Source organism: Pseudomonas sp. 10(2024) (assembly GCF_045164175.1).
GTDB lineage: Bacteria > Pseudomonadota > Gammaproteobacteria > Pseudomonadales > Pseudomonadaceae > Aquipseudomonas > Aquipseudomonas alloputida.
In genome coordinates this window covers 3,911,773-3,936,401 of record NZ_CP174006.1, presented here as the reverse complement: position 1 = coordinate 3,936,401, position 24,629 = coordinate 3,911,773, and the positions used below count along the sequence as shown (strand labels likewise).

Sequence of the window (24,629 nt, the reverse complement as noted above, 5' to 3'; positions counted from 1 at the left end):
GATGAATGTCAGCTTTGCAAACTTGTCATTGGTGCAATGTAACCCGGCTGGCATGCTCGCGGCATCCACCCATTTACCGAGGTGTCCGCCATGCGTCGATCGTTGTGCCTTTTGTCTCTGGTTCTGGCCCTGCCGCTGCAGGCCGAAGAGAAGGTCGTCAACCTCTACAGCTGGGCCGATTACGTCGCCCCGCAAACCCTGCAGCGCTTCGAACAGGAAACGGGCTACAAGGTGCGGTACGACACCTTTGACACCCCCGAAGTGCTGGAAACCAAGCTGTTGACCGGTGGTAGCGGCTACGACGTGGTGGTGCCGTCATCCACCGTGCTGGCCCGGGCGCTCAAGGCCAATGCCCTGCAACCGCTGGACGCTCAGGCCATGCCTGGTTATGGCAACCTCGACAAGGACCTACTGGGCAAACTGGCCGAGGTTGACCCCGGCAACCGCCATGCTGTGCCGTACACCTGGGGCACGCTGGGCCTTGGGGTAAATGTGGAGGCAGTACGCCAGCGCCTTGGCGATGTACCGCTGGACAGCCTCGACCTGTTGTTCAAGCCCGAGTACGCCACCCGCCTGAAGGGTTGCGGCATCGCTTTGCCTGACTCGCCCCAGGAGGTGATCGGCGTAGCCCTGAATTACCTGGGCAAGGACCCTTACAGCCAGAACAAGGATGACCTGGCTGCCGCGCAGAACCTGCTCAGCCAGTTGCAGCCGTCGATCAGCTACGTTGCCAACGGCCGGCAGATCAACGACCTGGCCAATGGCAGCGTGTGCCTGGCGTTGACCTACAACGGTGATGCCGCGATGGCCGCCGACCAGGCCCGTCGTGCCGGCAAGCCGTTCGAGGTGATCTACCGCATCCCCCGTGAAGGCACGCTGGTATGGCAGGACAACCTGGTCATCCCCAAGGACGCCCCGCACCCCGAGGCCGCACGGGCGTTCATCGCCTTCATGCTCAAGCCAGAGTCGGTGGCAGCGCTGACCAACACGCTGTTCTTCGCCAATGCCAATCAGGCTGCCACGCCGCTGGTGGACGAAGCGGTGCGCAACGACCCGGATATCTATCCGTCGGCCGAGGTGCGTCAGCGCCTGTATGCCGACCGCAGCATGGCCTTGGCCGACCTGCGCCAACGCAACCGTCTGTGGACCGCCTTCCGCAGCCGGCAGTAGCCCATGACAATCAAGGAGCCCGACCGTGGACCAAGCCGCAAGCAATGACCAGGCCATGACCCGCGATAGCCTGTATGGTACCGCCGCAGAAAGCACCTACGCCGGTGTTGTCAGTTTCTCCCGCCGCCGCTACAGCCGCGACTTGCGCGGTGTGGATGTGGTGGTCAGCGGTGTGCCGTTCGACACGGCCACCAGTAACCGCCCCGGCGCGCGCTTCGGCCCGCGGGCGATCCGTGCGGCCTCGGTCCAGCAGGCCTGGGCCCGCCATTGGCCGTGGGCGTTCGACCCGTTCGACCACCTGGCGGTGATCGACTATGGCGACTGCCCCTTCGACAGCGGCACGCCGCAGTCGGTACCGGACAGCATCGAGGCCCATGCCGAGCACATTCTGCAGGCGGGTTGCGCCATGCTCACCCTCGGTGGCGACCACTTCATCAGCTACCCGCTGCTCAAGGCTCACGCCCGCCGCCATGGCCCGCTGGCGCTGATCCATTTCGATGCGCACAGTGACACCTGGCCGGACGAGGCGGGCAAGCGCATCGACCACGGCACCATGTTCTGGCATGCCGCCCGCGAAGGCCTGGTTGACCCCGCCCACTCGGTGCAGATTGGCCTGCGCACGACCAATGACGACAGCCAGGGCTTTGCCATTCTCGACGCCAGGCAAGTGCACCGCCAGGGCACAGAGGCGGTGATTGCAGCGATTCGCCAGCGGGTGGGCGAGCGGCCGGTGTACCTGACCTTCGACATCGACTGCCTCGACCCGGCCTACGCGCCCGGTACCGGAACGCCGGTGTGTGGCGGGCTGAGCACGGTGCAGGCGCTGGAGATTCTGGGTGGGCTGCGTGGCATCAACCTGGTAGGCATGGACTTGGTGGAAGTGGCGCCAGCCTATGACCATGCCGATATCACCGCCTTGGCCGGGGCAACCCTGGCCATGGAGATGCTGTGCCTGTATGCGGCGCGGCACAAGGTGGACAACGGCCAGTAGATTTTTGTGGCCATTCGCGGGCAAGCCCGCTCCCACACGTGTCTCACAGGGCCAGAAATCTGTGGGTGACCGTGGGAGCGGGCGCGCCCGCGAATGGCTGCAAAGCAGCCCTCCGCGGCCCATACTGAAACATCAGGAATCATCTCCACCCGCATTCACACTTTTGCCGCGAACCCCTCGCGCCTTAGGCTATCAAACCCACCAGGCGCGGCATTTTCGTACAGGAGGTGAAGCATGACCCCGACATTGCCTATCCTGGCCCTCGGCCTGGCCTTGTGCCTGCCCGCGCACGCGGCTGCGCAGCAGCCCGTGCAACGTGCTGCCGGCAACAACAACCCTTACAACAGCCCGATCCAGCGGGCCAACCCCAACAGCCGTCAAGGCAGCATGCTGGCTGCGCCACCGGTACGTGGCCCGTCCACCGACCCGTACCAGCGCCCACCCACCCTGGACAACCGCGGCATCGGTAACGGCGACAACCTGCGTCGTCAGCAGCAAACCCCGAACCTGGAACCCACCCGGCCACCGCGCGACAACCCACGTGCGCCTTAAGCCCACTTGAAAGGAATCCGGCATGCTTCGAGCACCCTGGCTAGCCACCCTGACCGCCGCCGCGCTACTGCCACTGTGGGCGCATGCGGCGGCCGAACAGCGGTTCCCCAGCGAAGAAGGTACCTTGATCGTCGACACGCTTGCCGATGGCCTGCGCAACCCCTGGGCCCTGGCCTTCCTGCCCGGTGGCAAGGACATGCTGGTGACCGAGCGCGCCGGCAACCTGCGGCTGGTCAATGCCGAAGGCAAGGTTGGCCCGTCGATCAGCGGTGTACCCAAGGTCTGGGCCGAAGGCCAGGGCGGCTTGCTGGATGTGGCGCTGTCACCGGAGTTCGGCAAGGACCGCACCGTCTACCTGTCCTACGCCGAGGAGGGCAGTGACGGCAAGGCCGGTACTGCAGTCGGCCGCGGGCAGCTGTCCGAAGACCGCGCCCGGCTGGAAAATTTCACCGTGATCTTCCGCCAGCAGCCCAAGCTGTCGGTGGGTAACCACTTCGGCTCGCGGCTGGTGTTCGACCGCGACGGCTACCTGTTCATCGCCCTGGGCGAGAACAACCAACGTCCCACTGCCCAGGACCTGGACAAGTTGCAAGGCAAGGTCGTGCGTATTCTGCCGGACGGCGAAGTGCCCAAAGACAACCCCTTCGTCGGCAAGGACAACGTGCGTCTGGAGATCTGGTCGTACGGCCACCGTAATCAGCAAGGCGCCGCGCTCAACCCCTGGACCGGTCAACTGTGGACCCACGAACACGGCCCGCGCGGTGGTGATGAAATCAACATCCCAAAGCCTGGCAAGAACTATGGTTGGCCGATTGCGACCCACGGCATCAACTACTCGCTGCTGCCAATCCCCGAGGCCAAGGGCGAGCATGTGGACGGCATGGTCGACCCGCACCATGTCTGGGAAAAGTCACCGGGTATCAGCGGTATGGCGTTCTACGACAGCCCAACGTTCAAGGCCTGGGACCACAATCTGTTCATGGGGGCGCTGGCCACTCAGGAATTGATCCGCTTGCAACTGGAGGGCGACAAGGTGGTGCACGAAGAACGGTTGCTCGGTGACCTGAAGGCGCGTATCCGTGATGTGCGGGTGGGGCCGGATGGTTACCTGTATGTACTGACCGATGACAAGGACGGTGCGCTACTCAAGGTCGGCCTGGCCGACTGACGCGCGCCTGCACCGAGGGTGACAGTCGGGTAGAATGCGGCATGGCCCTCGACCCCCAAACCCTCTACCAGCAAGCCCTGAGCACTCGGGGCTACGTCGCTGACCCCGCCCAGGCCCGCGTCGTCGAGGCCTTGCAAGCCTGCTTCCAGTCCCTCGAGCAGGGTCGCCCCACCCAGGGCCTCTACCTCTGGGGCCCGGTCGGGCGCGGCAAGACCTGGCTGATGGACCAGTTCCACCAGTGTCTGCGCATACCGAGCCGGCGCCAGCACTTTCATCACTTCATGGCCTGGGTGCATCAACGCCTGTTTCAGCTCAACGGCACCGCCGACCCGCTGCTCGCCCTGGCGGCGGAGCTGGCGCGGCAGATCCGCGTGCTGTGCTTCGATGAATTGTTCGTCAGCGACATCGGTGATGCGATCATCCTCGGCCGCTTGTTCCAGGTATTGTTCGATCAGGGTGTGGTGATCGTCGCCACCTCCAACCAGCCACCCGAGCAGCTCTACCGCGATGGTTTCAACCGCGAGCGGTTCCTGCCTGCCATCGCCGCCATCGGTCGTCACATGCAGGTCCTGCCGGTAGCGGGCGAGCAGGATCACCGTCTGCACCCCGGTGAAGCGCGGCAGCGCTATTGGGTAGCCGAGGCGGGGCAGGCCAGCCAGTTGGGCGAGGTGTTTCGCCAGCTCAGCCCGGAAGATGCCGGCACTGATCAGCCCTTGGGTATTGGCTCAAGGCACATTCACGTCGTGCGGCGCAGTGAGCAGGCTATCTGGTGTCGTTTCACCGATCTGTGCGATCAACCCTTGGCGGCCATGGAGTTCATGGCCTTGTGCGACCGTTTTCCCTCGATTCTGGTATCCGGCATTCCGGCGCTGGGCGGGGAGCAGCGGGCGGGGCGTATTGCCCGTGGCACCGAAGATGGCGCGGCGAGGGTAGTGGCGGGCGACCGTGAACTGCCTGCGCTGTCGCCCAAGGACGATGCGGTTCGCCGCTTCATTGCCCTGGTCGACGAATGCTATGACCGCCGGGTGGCGTTGTACCTGGAGGCACAGGTGCCGCTCGATGCCCTCTACACTCAAGGGTATCTGGCGTTCCCGTACCAGCGCACCCTGAGCCGGCTACGGGAGATGCAACTGCAACGCTTCGCCTGAAAAGGAGCCGACCATGCAGCCGTTATCGCATTATCTGCTGACCCAGGCCTATAACAATGGCTGGGCCAATCACCGCCTGTACAAGGCCTGCCTGCAACTGACCCAGGACGAGTTCGTCGCCCCGCGTTGCAGCTTCTTCCCGTCGATCAAGGCCACCCTCAACCATTTGCTCACGGTGGATTGGTTCTACCTGCATATGCTCGAGTGCGAGCAGCGCGGCGAGCAGCCCGATGCCGACGGCGAACGCTTTTTCGACCCGGAACAGCCGTTTGCCACCTGCACCGACCTGCATGCCGAGCAGGCCCAGGCTGATCACCGTTTGATCGCCTACTGCCGTGGGCTGAGTGATGGCGACCTGGGCCGCTATGTGAGCGTCGTGCGGCCTGATCGGGTGCAGCGCGAGCAGCGGCTGCGTTTGCTGGCGCATCTGTTCGAACATCAGGTGCATCACCGTGGGCAGGTGCACGCGATGCTCAGTGATACAGCGGTCAGGCCACCACAGCTGGATGAGTTTTTCTGCGAGGAAGAGGCCGAGTTGCGGGCGGGCGACTTTGCCGAGCTGGGCTGGACAGAAGAGCAGGTCTGGAAAGTGTAATGGCACCCTGTGGCAGCAGCGGTCTTGTGCAAAGTACAAAAGCGTACGCTGCCACAGGGGCCAATCATTGGCTCACTTGCCCAGCCATTCGACCAGGGTGCGATTGAACCGCACCGGTTCCTCGATTTGCGGCGCGTGCCCCATGCCTTCGAATGTGATCAGCTCACCTTTGGGTATCAGCCTGGCCACCTGCGGCCCCAACTCTGCATAGTTGCCCAACCTGGCCTTTACCTCCGGCGGCGCGATATCGCTGCCGATGGCCGTGGTGTCCTTGTCGCCGATCAGCAGCAGGGTCGGCATCTGCAGGTGCTTGAATTCGTGGTACACCGGCTGGGTGAAGATCATGTCGTAGATCAGCGCCGAGTTCCACGCCACCGCTTCATGCCCCGGCCCTTTGTTCAAGCCCACCAGCATCTGCACCCAGCGTTCGTACTCAGGCTTCCAGCGCCCGGCGTAATAGGTTTTGCGTTCATATGCACGTACGCCTTCGGCATCCAGTTTGAGTTCGCGGGCATACCACTGGTCCACGGTGCGGTAGGGCACCCCCAGGGCTTTCCAGTCTTCCAGACCGATCGGGTTGACCATTGCCAGGCGTTCCACCTGCTGGGGGTACATCAGCGCATAGCGGGTGGCGAGCATGCCGCCGGTGGAGTGGCCTAGCACAATGGTCTGCTTCACACCCAGCTGTTCGAGCAGGGCATGGGTGTTGTCGGCCAGTTGTTGAAAGCTGTACTGGTAATGCGCCGGTTTGCTCGACGTACAGAAGCCGACCTGGTCGGGCGCGATGACCCGGTAACCGGCCTTGCTCAGGGCGTCGATGGTGGTTTCCCAGGTGGCGGCGCAGAAGTTCTTGCCGTGCATCAGCACCACGTTGTGGCCGTTGGCCTGGCCCTGGGCGGGCACGTCCATGTAGCCCATCTGCAGGGCCTGGCCCTGGGACTTGAAGTCGAAATGCTTTAGGGGGTGCGGGTAGCTGAAGCCTTCGAGCTGGGGGCCGTAGGTAGGCGACTCGGCAGCGATGGCCGAACTGCTGGCAAGGCAGGCCAGGGCAAGGGCGGTTGCGCGCAGCATGGGGGCACTCCGTGTAGGGCCAGGTTGAATGGGGCGACTGTAACAGGCAGTGGACCACGCGAAACCTGAAAGGTGTTACCAGGCGTGAAACCAGCCCAGGGTAATCATCGCAAGCACCGCATAGCGGCCAGCCTTGGCCAGGGTCACCAGCAACAGGAAGCGCCAGAATGGCTCACGCATTATCCCGGCGATCAGCGTAAGCGGGTCGCCGATCACCGGCATCCAGCTGAGCAGCAGCGACCATTGCCCCCAGCGTTGGTAGCGCTGCTGCGCACGCGCCAGTTGGGCTGCGCTGAAAGGGAACCAGCGTTTCTCGCGCAGGTGCTCGATGGCCCGGCCCAGCAGCCAGTTGACCACCGAGCCGAGCACGTTGCCCAGGGTAGCTACCAGCAGCAGGGTGGCCCATGCCTCGGGCTGGCGCAGCAACAGACCGACCAGCACGGCCTCTGATTGCAGCGGTAGCAGGGTGGCGGCACCAAAGGCGCTGAGAAACAGCGCCCCCAGGCTGAGCATCAGTAGTTGGCGACCACAGTGTCCTGGCCATCCTGGGTCACCCCGATGACCTGGTAGGCATCCTTGTGGTCACCCATCTCCATGCCGGGCGAGCCCATGGGCATGCCCGGCACCGCCAGGCCCTTGAGGTCGTTGCGCTTGGCCAGCAGGCGCACCTGCTCGGCCGGCACGTGGCCTTCGACGAACTTGCCGCCGATCACCCCGGTGTGGCACGACGCAAGGCGTGGCGCCACGCCGAGGCGTTGCTTGACGGCGCTCATGTTTGGCTCGACGTGGTCGTTGACGGTAAAACCGTTGTCACGCAGGTGGCTGATCCAGGCCTTGCAGCAGCCGCAGTTGGGGTCGCGGTAGACGTCGATGGTCTCGGCGGCCTGGGCCAGGCCGGTGACGGCCAGCAGGCTCAGGGTCAGCAGGTGTTTGCGCAGCATGGTGAAGCACTCCTTTAAAAACGCAGGCGGATACCGGCGACCAGGCGGGTCTGGCCCAGATCTTCGCCGTCTTCTCGGGCCTGGTTGGCACGCGAGCCGTGCAGGCGGTTGAAACTGAGCCCGACGTAGGGGGCGAAGCCGCGCGTGATTTCGTAGCGCAGGCGCAGGCCCACCTCGCTGTCGGCCAGCCCCGCACCTTGTTCGCGCCCGGCGTCGTTGCGCCCGTAGAGGTTGGCCTCCAGGGTCGGCTCCAGTATCCAGCGGTTGGTCAGCAGCATAGCGTAAGCGGCTTCCAGGCGCAGCGCCGTCTGTTGCCGCTCGCCTGCATAGGCGGTGGCTTGCAGCTCCAGGCCGTACAACGGTGTGCCCTGGATGCCGAAGGCGGCCCAGGTTTGGCCACTGGCAGGCTTGAAGTCCTGGCGTGCACCGGCCACCAGTTCCCACCACGGGCTCACGGCATGGCCCCACAGCGCCTGTAGCTCGGCCTTGTGGGTCTTGCCCTGTTCGCGTTCGCCTTCGGTGCGCAGCCACAAGCGGTCGATATCGCCACCGACCCAAGCGGTGGCGTTCCAGTTCAGGGCACTGCTGCTCTCGAAGTTCTGGTATTCGAGCTTGTCCACGATCACTGCCCAGTTCAGCGCCCGGTCATGCGCCTGGTGCCCTGGCAATGGCGGGAAGGCGGCGCGGCGGTCGGCGTCGGTGATGACAGGCAGGGGCGTGCGAGGCTGGCTGAGGGAAGGCTGGTCATGGCCCATGCTTTCATGGTCCATGGGCATGGCCTGATGGCTCATCTGGCCGTGGTTCGTGTGTTCGGAACCCGCGGCCATCGCCCGTTCACTGGCCAGCAAGGTCAGCAGCGCCACGCCTGTCACGATGCTGCGGTTGCGGGTGTCATTCATCGACGCGTACCTCGCGGAGCATGCCGGTCTCCATGTGGTAGAGCAAGTGGCAGTGGTAGGCCCAGCGGCCCAGCGCGTCGGCAGTCACCCGGTAGGAACGTCGGCTGCCGGGCGGGATATCGACGGTGTGCTTGCGCACCAGGAACTGGCCATGCTCGTCTTCCAGGTCGCTCCACATGCCATGCAGGTGGATGGGGTGGGTCATCATGGTGTCGTTGACCAGGGTGATGCGCACGCGCTCACCGTAGGTCAGCCGCAGCGGTTCGGCGTCGCTGAACTTGATGCCGTCGAACGACCAGGCGAAGCGCTCCATATGGCCGGTCAGGTGCAGCTCAATGTCACGCGATGGCGGGCGGCCATCCGGGTCGGGGTAGGGGCTGCGCAGGTCGGCGTAGGTCAGCACGCGGCGACCATTGTCACGCAGGCCTATGCCAGGATCGGCCAGGTTGGGGCGCGGTGCCATGGTCTGCATGTCCACCAGCGGGTTGTCGGTTTCACTGACCGGGTGTTGCTGCATGGCCGACATCGCGGCGTGGCCCATGCCGGCCATGCTGCCGTGGTTCATGCCCGGCATGGCATCCATACCGCCGTGGCCCATGTCCTCCATGCTCAGCACCGGGCGCGGGTCGGGGGCAGGCACCGGTGCCTGCAGCCCGGCCGCACGGGCCAGGGTGCCGCGGGCGAAGCCGGTGCGGTCCATGCTCTGGGCGTACAGGGTGTAGGCGGGTTGGTCACCCACGGTCACCAGCACGTCGTAGGTCTCTGCTACGGCAATGCGCAGTTCATCCACGCTCACAGGGGTCACCGGCAAGCCGTCGGCGGCGATCACCGTCAGCTTCAGCCCGGGGATGCGGAAGTCGAAGTAAGTCATGGCTGAGGCATTGATCAGCCGCAGGCGCACGGTTTCGCCTGGCTGGAACAGGCAGGTGAAGTTGCCTTGTGGTGGTTGGCCGTTGAGCAGGTAAGTGTAGGTGGCGGCGCTGACATCGGCGAGGTCGGTTGGGCTCATGCGCATGCGCGCCCAGGCCGTGCGTTCGGCGACGGTGGGGCTCCAGCCGTTTTCGGCCACGTCATCGATGAAGTCGCCAACCGTGCGCTTGTGGAAGTTGTACGCGTCGGACTGCGTCTTCAGCGTCGCCATCAGTTGTTCCGGCGCCTGGTCTGACCAGTCGCTCAATAGCAGCACATGATCACGCTGGTAGCGGTGCGTTTCGGGCTCGCGTGGCTCGATCACGATTGCCCCGTATACCCCGGCTTGCTCCTGCAGCCCCGAATGGCTGTGGTACCAGTAGGTGCCGCTCTGGCGCAGTGTGAACTGGTACAGGTAGTCGCCGCCGGGCTCGATGCCAGCGAAGCTCAGGCCAGGCACGCCGTCCATGTTGGCCGGCAGGATGATGCCGTGCCAGTGGATCGAGGTGTCCTGCGCCAGTCGGTTGCGCACGCGCAACGTCACAGTGTCACCTTCGCGCCAGCGCAGCAGTGGGCCGGGCAGGCTGTTGTTGACGGTCAGTGCGGTACGCGGCCGGCCTGTGATGTTGACCGGGGTCTGGCCAATGAACAGCTCGAAATGCTGGCCGGCCAGATCTCGGCCTTCGGCGGCCTGGGCCAGCGGGCGCCACAGACCCAGGCCCGCCAGCGTGCTGGCGGCGCCCAGGCCTTTGACAAACATACGGCGGGAGGGGTTGCGCAACATGGCGTGGCCTCATGCGGAAGAGCCACGATGTTCGCTGCCGCCTGCTGTCAGGTAGCTGAGGTGCACATTACAGTGTTGTCAGCTTGCTGCTTCGTCGATGCGCAGGTCGCGCATCAGCAGGCCGTAGTCGAGGGCAACCTGTTCCGGGATCGGCAGATACACCACATGGCCATCGCCCGGTGCGACCTCGATGGCGTGCTGCTGGCGGTTGCACAGGCGGTGCAGGTCGAAGTGGTAGTTACCGCGCGGGGTCATCAGCTCCAGATGGTCGCCCACGGCGAAGCGGTTCTTCACCTTGACCTCGGCCAGGCCGTCGACGCGCACGCCAGTCAGTTCGCCTACGAATTGCTGGCGCTCGGACACCGAGTTGCCGCGCTGGTAGTTCTGGTACTCGTCGTGCACGTGGCGGCGCAGGAAACCTTCGGTGTAACCGCGTTGCGCCAGGGATTCGAGGTTGCCCATCAGGGCGCGGTCGAATGGTCGCCCGGCCACAGCGTCGTCGATCGCCTGGCGATACGACTGTACCGCGCGGGCACAGTAGAAGTGCGATTTGGTGCGGCCCTCGATCTTCAGCGAATGCACGCCCATCAAGGCCAGGCGCTCGACGTGCTGGATGGCGCGCAGGTCCTTGGCGTTCATGATGTAGGTGCCGTGTTCGTCCTCGAACGCCGGCATTTCAGTGCCGGGGCGGTTGCTTTCCTGCAGCAGGAACACTTGGTCGGTGGGTGCACCCAGGCCCAGGGTGGGCTGCACTTGGCGCACGATGTCACCGGTGGCGTTCTCGGTGGCCGGCGTGGCGTCGTACTTCCAGCGGCAGGCATTGGTGCAGGTGCCCTGGTTGGCGTCACGCTTGTTGAGGTAGCCCGACAGCAGGCAACGGCCGGAATAGGCCATGCACAGGGCGCCGTGCACGAACACTTCCAGTTCCATGCCCGGCACCTGCTGGCGGATTTCCTCGATTTCGTCCAGCGACAGCTCCCGCGACAGGATCACCCGGCTCAGGCCAAGTTGCTGCCAGAACTGCACGCTGGCCCAGTTGACGGTGTTGGCCTGCACCGACAGGTGCACCGGCATCTGTGGGAAGTGCTGGCGCACCAGCATGATCAGGCCGGGGTCGGACATGATCAGCGCGTCCGGCGCCATCTCGATCACGGGTGCCAGGTCCTTGAGGAAGGTCTTGAGCTTGGCATTGTGCGGGGCGATGTTGACCACCACGTAGAAGCGCTTGCCCAAGGCGTGCGCCTCCTCGATCCCCAGTGCCAGGTTGGCGTGATCGAACTCGTTGTTGCGCACCCGCAAGCTGTAACGCGGCTGGCCGGCGTAGACCGCATCGGCGCCGTAGGTAAACGCGTAGCGCATGGTCTTGAGGGTGCCGGCGGGGGCCAGCAGTTCGGGCTTGGCAGTAGGGTTCATGTGCGCACCGGGGCAAAAGGCGGGGATGCTAGGGTCGATGGACAAGGTGCGTATTGATTTGCGTCAAGTGAGCACGGCACTTTTGTCCAGGCGCGGTGCACTAATCACTCATAAGCCATTTGAGGAACTGCGATGAACGAAACAGCGCTACAGAACAAGGCCCTGGCAGTACTCTTGGCGTTGGTGACCATTGCCTTCTTCTGGATTCTTCTGCCGTACTACGGCGCAATCTTCTGGGCGGTGATCCTCGGCATCCTGTTCGCCCCGCTGCAGCGTCACTTGCTGATCCGCTGCGGGCGGCGGCGTAACCTTGCCGCGGCCACGTCCACGCTGGTGTGCCTGCTTGTGGCGATCCTGCCGGTGATCATCATCAGCGCCCTGCTGGTGCAAGAGGGCGCCACGCTGTACCAGCGCATCGAAAGCGGGCAGCTGGACATTGCCGGTTACGTCGAGCGCGGCAAGGACATGCTCCCGGCATTCGCCCAGCGTGGGCTGGACAACATGGGCATGGGTAACCTTGACGGGTTGCGTGACAAGATCACCAAGTGGGCAACCCAGGGTAGCCAGGTATTGGCCAGCCAGGCGTTCAGCTTTGGCCAGGGCACATTCGAGTTTCTGATCAGTTTCGGCATCATGATGTACCTGCTGTTCTTTTTCCTGCGTGATGGCCCGGAAGTTGCGCGCCGGGTGCGGATGGCGGTCCCGCTGCCCGAGCACCAGAAGCGTCGTTTGCAGTTGAAGTTCAATCGTGTGGTGAGGGCGACGGTGAAGGGCAACGTGCTGGTGGCTATGACCCAAGGTGCGTTGGGAGGCTTTATTTTCTGGGTGCTGGATATCCCGAGTGCGTTGGTGTGGGCGGTGCTGATGGCGTTTCTGTCGCTGCTGCCGGCGGTGGGCGCGGGCATCATCTGGGCGCCGGTGGCGGCGTATTTCCTGCTGACCGGGGCGATACTGCAAGGGGTGGTGCTTACCGCGTTCGGGGTGCTGGTGATCGGCCTGGTGGATAATGTGTTGCGGCCAATCCTGGTGGGCAAGGATACGCGCATGCCGGACTACCTGATCCTGGTGTCGACCCTTGGCGGGCTGGCGGTGTTCGGCCTCAACGGCTTCGTGATCGGCCCATTGATCGCGGCGCTGTTCGTTTCCAGCTGGGCGATCTTTGCCGCGACCAAACCGCGGGTGCAATTGCCACAATAGCGTTCTAGCTCAGGTTTGTCGGCCGTAGGAGCGGGTTTACCCGCGAAAGGGCCGGGCCTGCTGGCCAATTACCACCCGCCATTCACCGTTGCCGCCGCTACCGTATTCGCGGGTAAACCCGCTCCTACGCCGGATCGGGGGTGGACACGCATCGGTGGCTGGGCACAGGCACCGTCGTGTAGGAGCGGGTTTACCCGCGAAGAGGCCGGCCCTGTTGGCCAATTTCCACCAGGCGTTCACCGTTGACGCCGCTACCGTATTCGCGGGTAAACCCGCTCCTACGCCGGATCGAGGGTGGACACGCATCGATGGTTGGGCGCAGGCACCGTCGTGTAGGAGCGGGTTTACCCGCGAAGGGGCCGGCCCTGCTGGCCAATTTCCACCCGCCGTTCACCGTTGCTGCCGCCACCGTATTCGCGGGTAAACCCGCTCCTACACAGATTGGTGGCGGACACACATACAGCGAAACCGCAGGGGTCAGAAGGCTTGCGGCATCTCGCCCTTGGCCAGGCGCCGGTTGATGTCGGCAATCACTTCGGGCAGGTCGTTGATGGTGTCGATCAGGTAGTGCGGGCGGGAGCCGGCAAACAGTGCATGGATGCGCTGGCGCTCGCTTTCCAGTTTCTCGGCACTCAACGCCCGGAAGCCTTCCCAGGTCAGGCCCAGAGCATTACCCGAGCAGACCAGCGCCACGGTCCACATGCCGGCACGGCGGCCTTCAAGAATGCCAGGCACGGTGTCGTCCACCTTCACGCAGGCCGCTACATCGTCAATCCCCAGCGCAATCACGTTGGCCAAGGCCTGGGCCGGCCATGGGCGGCCGTTCGGGGTTTCATCGGTGGCCACTACATGGTCGGCTACGTAGCCGTTCTGCGCAGCCAGTTCCACCACCTTGTCCATCACCACTTTCGGGTAGCCCGAGCACGAGCCGATCTTCAGGCCGTCCTGGCGTAGACCGGTGAGGGTGTCCAGCGCACCGGGGATCAGTGCCGAGTGCACGGCGATCTTCTCGATCTGCAGCGGCATGAAGCGGTTGTAGATGGCGGTGACGTCATCATCGGTCGGGGTACGGCCGAACACCTTGCGGTAGCGCTCGGCAATTTCCGGTACGTCGCACAGGGTGCGGATATGGTCCCATTTGCCCATGCCCATCGGGCCTCGGGCTTCCTCGATCGACACCTGCACGTCGAACTCGGCAAAGGCCTCGACAAAGATCTGGGTGGGAGCGAATGAGCCGAAATCGACCACGGTGCCAGCCCAGTCGAGGATGGCGGCTTGCAATTGGGTGGGGTTGTTGTAGTTCATGTGCGCAAATTCCTGAGTTCGGGTGGGCAAAGCGTCAGATGTCCAGCACTTCCATTTCCCGCAGCACGTCGGCCACAGCATTCACGGCGGCCTGCATGCCGTCCGCCCCGACCACACCGATACAGCCGACGCGGAAGGTTTCGACCTGGGTCAACTTGCCCGGGTAGAGAATGAAACCCTTGGCCTTGACCCGCTCGTAGAAGTCCTTGAACTGGTAGCGGGCATCGGTGGGGGCGTGGAAGGTGACGATGATCGGCGCCTGGATCTCGGCAGGCAGGAAACTGCGCAGGCCGATGGCTGCCATGCCATCGAGCAGCGTCTTGCAGTTGTCTGCGTAGCGCTGGTGGCGGGCCGGAAGGCCACCTTCCTCGTTGTATTGCTGCAGTGCTTCGTGCAGTGCAGCGACCACGTGGGTAGGCGGGGTGAAGCGCCATTGCCCGGTCTTGGCCAAGTATGCGTGCTGGTCGTGCAGGTCCATGGCCAGCGAGTGGGCATTGCCTTCGGCGGCCGCCAGGGCGTTTTTTTCGGCGAAGACGAAGCCCATGCCGGGTACGCCTTCCAGGCACTTTCCGGAGGCCGCGATCAGTGCTTCGAAGGGGATTTCGCGGGCATCGATCGGCAGTGCACCGAACGAGCTCATGGCATCGATGATCAGGCGCTTGCCATGGCGTTTGATCACCTGGGCGATCTCGGGCAGCGGGTTGAGGATGCCGGTGCTGGTTTCGCAGTGGATCAGCGCCACATGGGTGATGGCCGGGTCTTCGGCCAGCAGCCGGTCGACGTCGGCGGCGGTGGTCGGCTGGTCTTCGGCCGTTTCGAAGGTGCTGTAGGTGCGACCCAGCACTTTGCAGATCTTCGCCAGGCGCTGGCCGTACGCGCCGTTGATCAGTACCAGAACCTTGCCATCGCGTGGCACCAAAGTGCCGATGGCCGCTTCCACGGCGAAGGTACCGCTGCCTTGCAGGGGCACGCAGTGGTGGCTGCTGGCGCCGTCGATGATGGCCAGCAGTTGTTCGCAGACGCTGGCAGTCAATTGGTTGAAGTCACGGTCCCAGGAGCCCCAGTCCACCAGCATGGCTTGGCGGGTGCGGATTGATGTGGTCAGGGGACCTGGGGTCAGCAGAATCGGGGCGTTGCTCATTCCGTTATTCCTCACAAGCGGTGGGCTGAAACTACGGGGCCTAGGTTGCAATTCGCGCTGCCATCAATCAAATTGTTTGTTGTTATCCCAGCTATAAGTCAGGCCGATGAATATGAACCTGTTCCAGCTACGCGCCTTCGACGCCGTGGCCCGTGAGGGCAGCTTTACCCGTGCTGCCGAGCGCCTGTTCATCAGCCAGCCGGCGGTGACCGGGCACGTCAAGGCCCTGGAGGAGCACTACCAGATCACCTTGTTGCGGCGTACTGCACGGCGCGTGGAACTGACCGAAGAGGGCACGCGCCTGGCGGCCATCACCCGCGCCATGTTCGGCCTGGCCGAAGAAGCGCAGGCCATGCTCGAGGCCAACCGCCAGTTGCTGACCGGGCGCCTGGAGGTAGCTGCCGACGGCCCGCACCGGGTCATGCCGATGCTGGCGCTGCTGCGTGAACGGTACCCAGGCGTCACCGTCAACTTGCGCCTGGGCAATGCTCAGGAGACCTTGGCTGCGCTGCTCGGCGAGCATGCCGACGTGGCGGTGCTGACCGAAATAGAGCCGCGCAAGGGGCTGCATCTGCAAAATCTCTGTGAGTCGCGCCTGTGTGCGCTGTTACCGGTGGGGCACGCCTGGGCCAGCGCGCGGGAGGACTTGCCGTTGGCCGCGCTGCACCAGCAGATCATGGTGCTGCGCGAACCCAGCTCCACCACCCGGCGCACCTTCGACAAGGCCTGCATCAAGGCGGGCGTGCAACCGCGTGTATTGCTGGAGCTGGACAGCCGGGAGGCGGTAACCGAGGCAGTGGCCTCGCAGCTGGGGATTGGCGTTGTTTCTTCCACTGAAGTGGCCAATGATCCCCGTGTGGTGGCACGACCGTTGGCCGGCGAGGGCCTTGTCAACCAACACGTGATCGGCTGCCTGGAGCGTCGTCGCGAACTGCGCCTGATTCAGGCATTCCTGAGCCTGGCAGCGGGGCTATGATGGCTGTTTGCTGCGGGGCACCCTAGGCTCTGTATGAAAAGCCTTGATACTCGGTGATGCTGCGTTGAAAACAGCCTCGGAATGCTCATTCACAACCCGTAAACTCCGCTTCCTCGGCTGTTTTCGCCTTGCCTGACCTTCGTCTCAAGGCTTTTCATACAGACCCTAATATGGCCGGCAATCAGCCGACAGGACCGTCGATGAGCGACAAAGACACCATTTCCATGCAGCTGGTGCGCGAAGCGCTGTTGCAGACCTGCCCTGCCGGTGAGCCTGACAGTGGCTTGCTGGCCAGGGCGGGCATCGCCGTTGAACAACTGCACCTGCCAGAGGCAAGGGTCAGTGCCGAGTCCTATGCCCGCCTGTGGCGCTTGCTGGCCCGGCGCTGCAACGACGAGTTTTTCGCGATGGACCCGCGCGGTCTGTGCAGTGGCAGCCTGGCGTTCATGTGCCGTGCCAGCATGGGCCAGCCGACCCTGGGCGCAGGCCTGGAAACCTCGCTGGCATTTCTGTCGCTGATGCTTCAAGACATGCAGCCCAGCCTGGTGCGCCAGCAAGGCCTGGCCGAAATTGTCATCAATGAGCCGCGTGACGAACCGCGCCGCGCGTTCACCTATTTCACCTTCTGGATGATCGTGCATGGGGTGGCCTGCTGGCTGGCCGGGCGGCGCATCCCGATTCTGAGCATTGATCTGCGTTGTGCCGAACCACCCTTTTGCGACGACTACCGGGTCATGTTTTCGGAGAACCTGCATTTTGAGCGTCCACGCACACGCATGATCATTGCTTCGCAATACCTCGACTTGCCCCTGCGGCGCAGCGAGGAGGAGCTGCAGCGTTTTCTGGCCGAAGCGCCGGGCAATATCCTGGTCAAGTACCGTGACCCGGCCAGCCTCGGGCGGCGTATCCGCACCGACCTGTTGCGCCTGGCCCCTGAGCAATGGCCCGATGCTGACCGCCTGGCCCGGCAGCTGTGCCTGTCGCCATCGACCCTGCGGCGGCGTCTGGCAGAAGAGGGGCAGAACTACCAGGGCTTGAAGGACAGCGTACGACGGGAGCTGGCGATCGCCTGGCTAAGCCAGGAAGACGTGGCCATGGGCGAGCTTGCCGAGCGTTTGGGGTTCGCCGACAGCAGCTCGTTCTATAAGGCATTTCGCAAGTGGTTCGGCTGCAACCCGGGGCATTATCGGGCATTGATCCAGGCGCGAGGGGCAGGGCACTGAAGGGCGAACACTTCCCGCCGTAGTGCATTACCGCGCGGGCCCAGAAGGCTTACCGAGCAGGCGCCGATCGAACCCGTTCCCTCTGCATCCTGGTCCGGCATTTGAACAACATGGTTGGCTTCGTCAAATAGCTGTGGAACCCACCATGATTATCAATGCGACTGACCATGACCGATTCATCGGTGCCCGATTACCTGAGTGGCTCAAACGCGCGTCAAGGGGCCAGATCAACACCCTGCGCACCAGCCTGAACGCGCACCAGGCCAGCCAGGCACGCTTGAGTGGCCTGATGCTTGAGTTACTGCCGCTCCAGCAGTTTGCCGAGAAGCACCTGGCGGCGTTGCTGGATGCACCGTTGCCGGACGGGCAGGTATTTACCCAGCTCGAGTGGCTGCGGGTGGCGCCACGCTTCGGCACACTGCCAGGTACCTTGCAACAGACATACGGGTACAGCCAGACGCGTGAGAACGGGTTACTGCGGCTGATGCGCAACTTTGCTGCGAATACCCGCTACTACGAGGGCACGGGGCTGGTTTTGCCAGGCAGCGATAAACCATTGAATGCATCGCTGGAAGCATTGATTACGGCCTGTCGCAATCTGGACGTTGGTCAGCGTTATCAGGACGCGTTGCAAAGGATCTTCCCGCCAGCTACCCAGGCGGTGCTGGCTGAAGACAAACGTTCGGGGTTGAAGCTGGCGACCGAGCTTGCGGCATTGCAGGGAAACATAAGCGTCGATGTGCAGCTTGCCTTGCGTGAGGTGGTGGACCCCGCTCAGGAGGGGCGACAACAAGGGCTCGAAGGCAAACCCATGCTGTTGAGGGCAATAGGGAAACCTGTGGTCGATGGCTTGCTGATCCACCTGCATGACAAGGCGGGAAATGAACGGGGCATCGTACTTTACCTGCCTGGTGATCCCCGGCAGGCATTGCGGTTCTTCGACAATGCCGCCTCCATGAACAGTACCGTGGCGATGTTGTTGCAAGATCCGGGTTACTGGCAGTTCTTCACGCAGCTCATCAGCCTTGAGCACCGTGCAGCTTTTGTCAGTACCCTCGGCAAGCGCCTGAAAGACAAGCTGCCGGACCTGGAGCTTGAGGGTGAAACACCTGAAGGAGGGGTTTTCACGCAACTGGCGACTCGGCAAGTGCAACGGGTCAAGGAAGATGCCCGGTTGTTGCTGGTACCGACCGCTGACGCTGATAGCCGGGCGATTAGCGCCAGACACGCTGAGTGGAAGGCGGCAGGTCTGGACCTGGTAAACCTCGCCGGCCTTTTCATCCCGGCTGTGGGGGGCGTGCTGCTGGGGCAGGTGGTTGCCCAGACGTGCGCTGAAGTGTTCGAAGGGATGAGGGATTGGTCGAAGGGGCACCAACACGAAGCGCTGCAGCATCTGCTGGGGGTCGCCGAAACCTTGGCGGCTACCGCGGCGACGGTGGCGGGTGTCAGTTTTGTGCGCAGTGCGTTTGTCGCGGGCCTGGAGCCGGTAAGCCTTGGGAATGGGCGCGGTCGGCTGTGGCAGTTCAACGCCAGGAATTATCGATCATTGCCGGGCCCTGTCGATCTGCTCGAGGAGGAGCGCGGTGGCGAGGCGGGCCGCCGCTGGGTCCGTATCGATGGACGTTACCTGGAAGTGCATCAGCCCGTCGCCGATGGCCCCTATCGCCTGCGCCATGCAGCGAGTGAGGGTGGCTACGGGCCGGTCGTGTTGCACAACGGTGAGCGTGGCTGGCAGCTGATGCGTGAACAACCCTTAAGCTGGCAGGCGCCTGCCCGCATGCTGGATGCATTATGGCCACAGCTTTCCCCAGTCGACGCGCATCAGGCCGAGCAGATAATGCGGGTGGCAGGTATCGATGCAGACTTGTTGCGCGGCGTTCTCGTGGAGAATCGCCCGGCGCCGGTGAGCCTTGGCCAAACCTTGCGCGCCTTCCAGGCGCATGCACGCATTCAAAGGTTTTTCCAGCGTGTTCGGCTGAAGGCGTTGATGCCATCGGACAGTGAGCTGCTGGCCTGGTGTGAAGCAAGGCCAGGCGTGGGCGCCGGACTGGAGCAGATGCAGGTGCATGAGGCCGGGTTGCGGCCGCAATTGTTTGCTCACCTGACAGAACAGTCACTGGCAGCAGACCCGCTGAGCATGTTGGTAAAACGGGACTTCCCGGGTTTGCCTTCGGCCTACATAAATGAAGTAACCGGCCAGGCGCATGAGCTTGAGCACCAAATGGCGCGGGTCGAGCGGCGGCTGCCATTGCCGTGCGCGAAGAACGCCCGTTCGCTCTTGCGTCTGGCTCGCCTGAGCCGGGGGCTGGCGGGATTGTATCTGAGCACGGCGTACAGTGATGTCACCGGCGAGTTGGCCCTTGCGTTGCTGGATAGCTTCGAACTTGAGCAACTTGACCTCGACTTGCGCGATCGCGGGCTGGATGGGCGGTCTATCAGGCGCCTCGGTAGCGGCGGGCGAACCGAGGCAAGAAGGATAGTGGTCCGGCATGAAGGCAGGTTTCTGATCTACAACGGGTCAGGTGTGCCACACGTGCTTATCGCTGACGAGCCGGGATGTATCTTCGAGGCGCTTTTTGCCGCACTGACATCAGAGCAGCGGGCAGCGATGCAACTGGTGGGCAGTGCGGCGGCGAGCCAACTGCGTGAGAAGCTTCTGGCGCGGTTACCCGCTACCCATTGGGATATCGCGCGCATGCTCGGCTGGCCAGAGGAGCAGGCCTGGCTCAATCCAGGGCGTCGCATGGACGATGGGCGCGTGGGATACCCGCTCAGTGGCCGCCCTGGCGCTGCTCCCAGGGATGAGCGAGCGATCATTCGCGATCAGCTACGATCGCTTTATCCTGGCCTGGACGAGGCCGCGCTCGATGTGGAGCTGGCGCGCGTGCAACAAGGCCCGCAGCCAGTCTTCGAGCGCCTGGTAGAACTGCAGGAAGCACATGACCAGCTGGTGCTGTACCTGAATCGCTGGGTGGGTGCCGAGTTGCAGGAGGGTCGACGCGCCGCCCGCAGGTTGACGGCCGACAGCATCCTGCGAGCCTGGCGACTGCAGGGCGAGCCTGTTTCGGCCGGCGAGGGGCAAACACAGGGGCAGCGCTTGTCGATGAGCGGTTTGAGTTTGCGCACACTGCCGGCACTACCGCCGCACATCGATTTCCATCGCATTACCCTGCTGAGCGTGAACGACACCCTGATTACTGACATTCCGGCCGACTTCCTTCGCCCGTTCACTGCCTTGACGCACCTGAACCTCAACAACAACGCGTTGATGCGTCTACCAACAGGCATTGCCCATTTGCCGACTCTTCAATCGCTTCGGTTGGCGCATAACGAGATACGCCTCGACGCCCAGGCGATCAGCGTTCTGCATGGTTTGTCCAACCTTGTGCATCTTGATCTCAGTCATAACCGGCTGGAAGCGCTGGACATGAGTTTCCACCAACTTTCTCGGCTGACAAGCCTGAACCTGCGTCATTGTCGGCTGGGCAGCTGGCCGCGTCGCCTGGAGCTCTGTGGTCTACTTGAACGTGCTGACTTGCGCAACAACCAACTCCGCGAAGTGCCCACCGAGATCCAGCTGATGCCTTATGCATTTCGACAGGCCATTCTGATGGAGGACAACCCCTTGTCGGTCATGCAGCAACGAAGGTTGTATGCCCTCGATGTGATCGAAGAACACCGGCACTCACCTGAGCAGTTGGGGTCAGTTGACCTGGCCAGGGCCCGTATGCGTTGGGTAGGCCATACGGATGTGACGGTTCAGGCCGAGCGTGAGGCCGTGTGGCTGCGGTTGCTGGAGCAACCGGGTAGCAGCGGGTTGTTCAGGTTGTTGGCTCGCCTGGAGATGACTGCGGACTACAGCCAAGCGGGTGAAGGGCGGGATGCGCTGGTTGACGGGGTATGGACACTGCTGGCTACGCTGGACGGCGACCCGGTGCTGTGCCGGCGGATTTTTGAGCGGGCCGGCCTGCCGCTGTCATGTTCGGACGCCGTTGCCAGCCATTTCAGTGCATTGCAGGTATTGGTGAGGCAGGCGCAGGCCGAAGCCGCCGCAGTCAACCCTGAACGCAGGGGCGAGTTGCTTGAACTGGGCAGGCAACTGTTCCGGCTGGAGCAACTGGAAGGGATTGCCTACCAGGATGGCCGGCAGCGTCTGGCTGCCAGTGAACATATTGACCAGTTGGCATTGGGGCTGGCTTACAGGGTGCAACTTCGTAGCCGGTTGCGGCTGCCCAACCAGCCATATGCCATGCGCTATCCCGATGCTGTCGCGCTGACACAGGCCCAGGTAGAGGATGCGTTCCTGCGGGTTACGCGCGCGCAGACCATCGAGGGCCTGACCGATAGCCTGAGCCAGCGCGCGTTCTGGCGCCGTTACCTGCGCCAGCAACATGACCAAATGTTCGATGCCCTCAGTGCGGATTACACTCGGCGCACGCTTGAGCTGCAGGCTCAACGTCCTGTCTTGGCGCCGGCGGCCTTCGAGCAGCAACTACGCCGGCTGCAGGAACAGCAGGTCCTCGATATCGAGCGCCTGGTCGCAGGGCTCACCCAGTCCTACCTGCGTGCAGCCGAGCGCGCAGAGGGGTGATCAGCGGCGGCCAAACCAGTCATCCAGATTGACAGCTTTGGCCATTGCCGCCGCGCATGAGCGGCGCGAACATCGTCGGACCGATGCTTCAACTCCAAAAACAAGAAACCAGGAGTCCGATGATGCGCGATTACGCCGAGGCCGCTCGTACGTTCGACCATGACCAGGCCGTTGTGACGGCATTGCACGGCAACCTTGAAGCCCTTAATGCCTGTGTCGAATGCTGTGACCGGCATGCCGGTGACGGCAAGCTGGCACTGATTCATGAGGACCGCGATGGTAACAGCGCGCGCTATAGCTTCGATCAGCTTCAGGTGCAGGCTGCTCGGTTCGCCAATGTGTTAAAGGCGCAGGGGGTAGGCGCCGGAGACCGGGTTGCCGGCTTGATGCCGCGTACCCCTGAACTGCTGGTGACCATCCTCGCTACCTGGCGCCTCGGGGCGGTTTACCAGCCCTTGTTCACCGCGTTCGGCCCCAAGGCCATCGAGCACCGGCTTGAGCAATCCCATGCCCGAGTGGTGGTCACCGATAGCCACAACCGCGCCAAGCTGGACGATGTGCACGCCTGCCCGACCATCATCACTGTCAGGGCCCGCAGTGGTGAGCTGGACTTCCAGCAATGCCTGGAACGCGCAGCGGACGTATGTGAGCCGGTGATGCGCTCAGGCAACGATCCATTCCTGCTGATGTTCACTTCCGGAACCACAGGCCCGGCAAAACCCCTGGAAGTGCCGTTGCGTGCGATCGTCGCGTTTCAGGGCTACATGCGTGATGCCATCGAGCTGCTGCCCGAGGACAACTTCTGGAACCTGGCCGACCCGGGTTGGGCTTACGGCTTGTATTACGCCGTTACCGGTCCGTTGTCGCTGGGGCACGCCACCACGTTCTACGATGGCCCGTTCAGCGTCGAGAGCTGCGCCCGGGTGATCGACAAGCTGGGTATCACCAACCTGGCCGGCTCGCCGACCGCGTATCGCTTGCTGATTGCGGCGGGCAAAGATTTCTCGGCACCGATCAAGGGCCGCCTGCGGGTGGTCAGCAGTGCCGGCGAACCGCTTAACCCCGAGGTGATCCGCTGGTTCGCCGACGAGCTGGGCGTGACCATTCACGATCACTACGGCCAGACCGAACTGGGCATGGTGCTGTGCAACCACCATGGCCTGCAGCATCCGGTGCACCTGGGTTCTGCCGGCTATGCCATCCCCGGCCACCGCATCGTGGTGGTGGACGAGCAGGGCAACGAACTGCCAGCCGGCCAGCCAGGCATCCTCGCCGTTGACCGTGAGCTGTCGCCGCTGTGCTGGTTCGGCGGTTACCACGGCCTGCCGACCAAAGCCTTCGTCGGCAAGTACTACCTCAGCGGCGACACTGTCGAGCTGAACCCGGATGGCAGCATCAGCTTCGTTGGCCGTAGCGACGACGTGATCACCACCTCCGGTTACCGGGTGGGGCCGTTCGATGTGGAAAGCGCGTTGATCGAGCACCCGGCGGTGATCGAGGCAGCGGTGATCGGCAAGCCCGACCCGGAGCGCACCGAGCTGATCAAGGCGTTCGTGGTATTGGCCAGCGGCTACGCCGGCAGCGTCGAGCTGGAAGAAACCTTGCGCCAGCACGTGCGCCAGCGCCTCTACGCGCATGCCTACCCCAGGGAAATCGAATTCGTCAGCGAGCTGCCCAAGACCCCGAGCGGCAAGCTGCAACGCTTCATCCTGCGCAACCAGGAAGTCGCCAAACAACAAGCGCAACAGGCCACCCCTGCCAGCGTCTGAAAGGAAAGTACTCATGCACATAGCCAATAAACATTTCATCGTCAGCGGCGCCGCTTCCGGGCTGGGTGCTGCGACTGCACAGATGCTGGTCGAGGCTGGCGCCAAGGTCATGCTGGTCGACCTCAATGCCCAGGCTGTCGAAGCCAAGGCCCGCGAGCTGGGCGACAACGCCCGTTTCGCCGTGGCTGATATCAGTGACGAGCAGGCGGCCCAGTCGGCTGTCGATGCAGCTGTCAGCGCCTTTGGCAGCTTGCATGGGTTGGTCAATTGTGCCGGCATCGTCGGTGCCGAGAAGGTACTGGGCAAGCAGGGCCCGCATGGCCTGGCCAGCTTCGCCAAGGTCATCAACGTCAACCTGATCGGCAGCTTCAACCTGTTGCGTCTGGCTGCGGCGGCCATGGCCGAAGGGGCTGCCGATGAGAGCGGCGAGCGTGGGGTCATCATCAACACGGCCTCCATTGCCGCCTATGACGGCCAGATTGGCCAGGCCGCCTACGCTGCCTCCAAGGGGGCCATTGCCAGCCTGACCTTGCCGGCCGCGCGCGAACTGGCACGCTTCGGCATCCGTGTGATGACCATCGCTCCGGGCATCTTTGAAACCCCTATGATGGCCGGCATGAGCGATGAGGTACGTGCTTCACTGGCTGCCGGCGTACCGTTCCCGCCCCGCTTGGGCCGCCCGCAGGAATACGCCGCGCTGGCCCGTCACATCATCGAGAACAGCATGCTCAACGGTGAGGTCATCCGCCTCGACGGTGCGCTGCGCATGGCTGCCAAGTAAGGAGA

20 protein-coding genes are annotated in these 24,629 nt (G+C 63.5%); 12 read left to right on the top strand and 8 right to left on the bottom strand.

Translation table 11 applies throughout. The features are described from left to right. The first annotated feature begins 90 nt into the window (after positions 1-90). From ACI7M0_RS17860 to ACI7M0_RS17835, 6 genes are all read left to right on the top strand, one after another. The gene (locus ACI7M0_RS17860; protein ID WP_064491662.1) at positions 91-1,170 is read left to right on the top strand and encodes an extracellular solute-binding protein; all 1,080 of its coding nucleotides are present in this window, start codon (positions 91-93) and stop codon (positions 1,168-1,170) included. A 25-nt stretch (positions 1,171-1,195) separates the two neighbouring features. Beyond that, positions 1,196-2,161 carry an agmatinase gene (gene speB / locus ACI7M0_RS17855; RefSeq protein WP_004576768.1) on the top strand — a complete coding sequence of 322 codons (966 nt, stop codon included), beginning with the start codon at positions 1,196-1,198 and terminating at the stop codon, positions 2,159-2,161. Positions 2,162-2,395: 234 nt separating this feature from the next. Further along, a complete protein-coding gene (locus ACI7M0_RS17850; RefSeq protein WP_129933902.1) occupies positions 2,396-2,713 on the top strand; it encodes a hypothetical protein in 318 nt (105 codons plus the stop codon). Between the two features lie 22 nt (positions 2,714-2,735). Next, the gene (locus ACI7M0_RS17845) at positions 2,736-3,881 is read left to right on the top strand and encodes a PQQ-dependent sugar dehydrogenase (protein ID WP_129933903.1); all 1,146 of its coding nucleotides are present in this window, start codon (positions 2,736-2,738) and stop codon (positions 3,879-3,881) included. Positions 3,882-3,922: 41 nt separating this feature from the next. Next, entirely contained in the window at positions 3,923-5,029 is a 1,107-nt protein-coding gene (gene zapE, locus ACI7M0_RS17840; RefSeq protein ID WP_014591736.1) for a cell division protein ZapE, read from the top strand. A 13-nt stretch (positions 5,030-5,042) separates the two neighbouring features. Beyond that, complete coding sequence (locus tag ACI7M0_RS17835) at positions 5,043-5,624, top strand: DinB family protein (protein WP_010953183.1); 582 nt, start codon at positions 5,043-5,045, stop codon at positions 5,622-5,624. A 72-nt stretch (positions 5,625-5,696) separates the two neighbouring features. On the opposite strand, the gene ACI7M0_RS17830 is transcribed toward ACI7M0_RS17835, so the two are convergent. From ACI7M0_RS17830 to yegQ, 6 genes are all read right to left on the bottom strand, one after another. Continuing rightward, positions 5,697-6,695, bottom strand: a complete 999-nt coding sequence (locus tag ACI7M0_RS17830) for an alpha/beta fold hydrolase (RefSeq protein ID WP_010953184.1) — start codon at positions 6,693-6,695, stop codon at positions 5,697-5,699. A gap of 75 nt (positions 6,696-6,770) precedes the next feature. Further along, entirely contained in the window at positions 6,771-7,208 is a 438-nt protein-coding gene (locus ACI7M0_RS17825; RefSeq protein WP_104962177.1) for a YqaA family protein, read from the bottom strand. Next, a complete protein-coding gene (locus tag ACI7M0_RS17820) occupies positions 7,208-7,636 on the bottom strand; it encodes a DUF411 domain-containing protein (protein ID WP_010953186.1) in 429 nt (142 codons plus the stop codon). Before ACI7M0_RS17820 ends, ACI7M0_RS17825 begins: the two co-directional genes overlap by 1 nt. 14 nt (positions 7,637-7,650) lie before the next feature. Then, a complete protein-coding gene (locus ACI7M0_RS17815) occupies positions 7,651-8,535 on the bottom strand; it encodes a copper resistance protein B (protein ID WP_104962176.1) in 885 nt (294 codons plus the stop codon). Then, on the bottom strand, positions 8,528-10,225 hold the full coding sequence (locus ACI7M0_RS17810) for a copper resistance system multicopper oxidase (protein ID WP_371920363.1): 1,698 nt from the start codon (positions 10,223-10,225) through the stop codon (positions 8,528-8,530). Before ACI7M0_RS17810 ends, ACI7M0_RS17815 begins: the two co-directional genes overlap by 8 nt. An 81-nt stretch (positions 10,226-10,306) precedes the next feature. Further along, a complete protein-coding gene (yegQ, locus tag ACI7M0_RS17805; protein ID WP_129933904.1) occupies positions 10,307-11,641 on the bottom strand; it encodes a tRNA 5-hydroxyuridine modification protein YegQ in 1,335 nt (444 codons plus the stop codon). A 132-nt stretch (positions 11,642-11,773) separates the two neighbouring features. Here yegQ and ACI7M0_RS17800 point away from each other — a divergent pair, with 132 nt between their 5' ends. Next, complete coding sequence (locus tag ACI7M0_RS17800; protein WP_129933905.1) at positions 11,774-12,838, top strand: AI-2E family transporter; 1,065 nt, start codon at positions 11,774-11,776, stop codon at positions 12,836-12,838. Between the two features lie 477 nt (positions 12,839-13,315). On the opposite strand, the gene phnX is transcribed toward ACI7M0_RS17800, so the two are convergent. After that, positions 13,316-14,143 carry a phosphonoacetaldehyde hydrolase gene (gene phnX, locus ACI7M0_RS17795; RefSeq protein WP_003250077.1) on the bottom strand — a complete coding sequence of 276 codons (828 nt, stop codon included), beginning with the start codon at positions 14,141-14,143 and terminating at the stop codon, positions 13,316-13,318. A 34-nt stretch (positions 14,144-14,177) separates the two neighbouring features. Continuing rightward, complete coding sequence (locus ACI7M0_RS17790) at positions 14,178-15,284, bottom strand: 2-aminoethylphosphonate--pyruvate transaminase (RefSeq protein WP_129933881.1); 1,107 nt, start codon at positions 15,282-15,284, stop codon at positions 14,178-14,180. A gap of 112 nt (positions 15,285-15,396) precedes the next feature. On the opposite strand from ACI7M0_RS17790, the gene ACI7M0_RS17785 reads away from it, so the two are divergent. The 5 genes from ACI7M0_RS17785 (at position 15,397) to ACI7M0_RS17765 (ending at position 24,624) form a co-directional block, all read left to right on the top strand. Next, positions 15,397-16,260, top strand: coding sequence for a LysR substrate-binding domain-containing protein (locus ACI7M0_RS17785; protein WP_010953192.1), 864 nt, complete (start codon positions 15,397-15,399; stop codon positions 16,258-16,260). 200 nt (positions 16,261-16,460) lie between these two features. After that, the gene (locus tag ACI7M0_RS17780) at positions 16,461-17,483 is read left to right on the top strand and encodes an AraC family transcriptional regulator (protein ID WP_104962171.1); all 1,023 of its coding nucleotides are present in this window, start codon (positions 16,461-16,463) and stop codon (positions 17,481-17,483) included. Positions 17,484-17,628: 145 nt separating this feature from the next. Next, positions 17,629-22,074, top strand: coding sequence for an NEL-type E3 ubiquitin ligase domain-containing protein (locus ACI7M0_RS17775; protein ID WP_129933882.1), 4,446 nt, complete (start codon positions 17,629-17,631; stop codon positions 22,072-22,074). Positions 22,075-22,196: 122 nt separating this feature from the next. Further along, a complete protein-coding gene (locus ACI7M0_RS17770) occupies positions 22,197-23,843 on the top strand; it encodes an AMP-binding protein (RefSeq protein WP_129933883.1) in 1,647 nt (548 codons plus the stop codon). A gap of 13 nt (positions 23,844-23,856) precedes the next feature. Beyond that, the gene (locus ACI7M0_RS17765) at positions 23,857-24,624 is read left to right on the top strand and encodes an SDR family NAD(P)-dependent oxidoreductase (protein ID WP_003250091.1); all 768 of its coding nucleotides are present in this window, start codon (positions 23,857-23,859) and stop codon (positions 24,622-24,624) included. Positions 24,625-24,629: the final 5 nt, after the last annotated feature.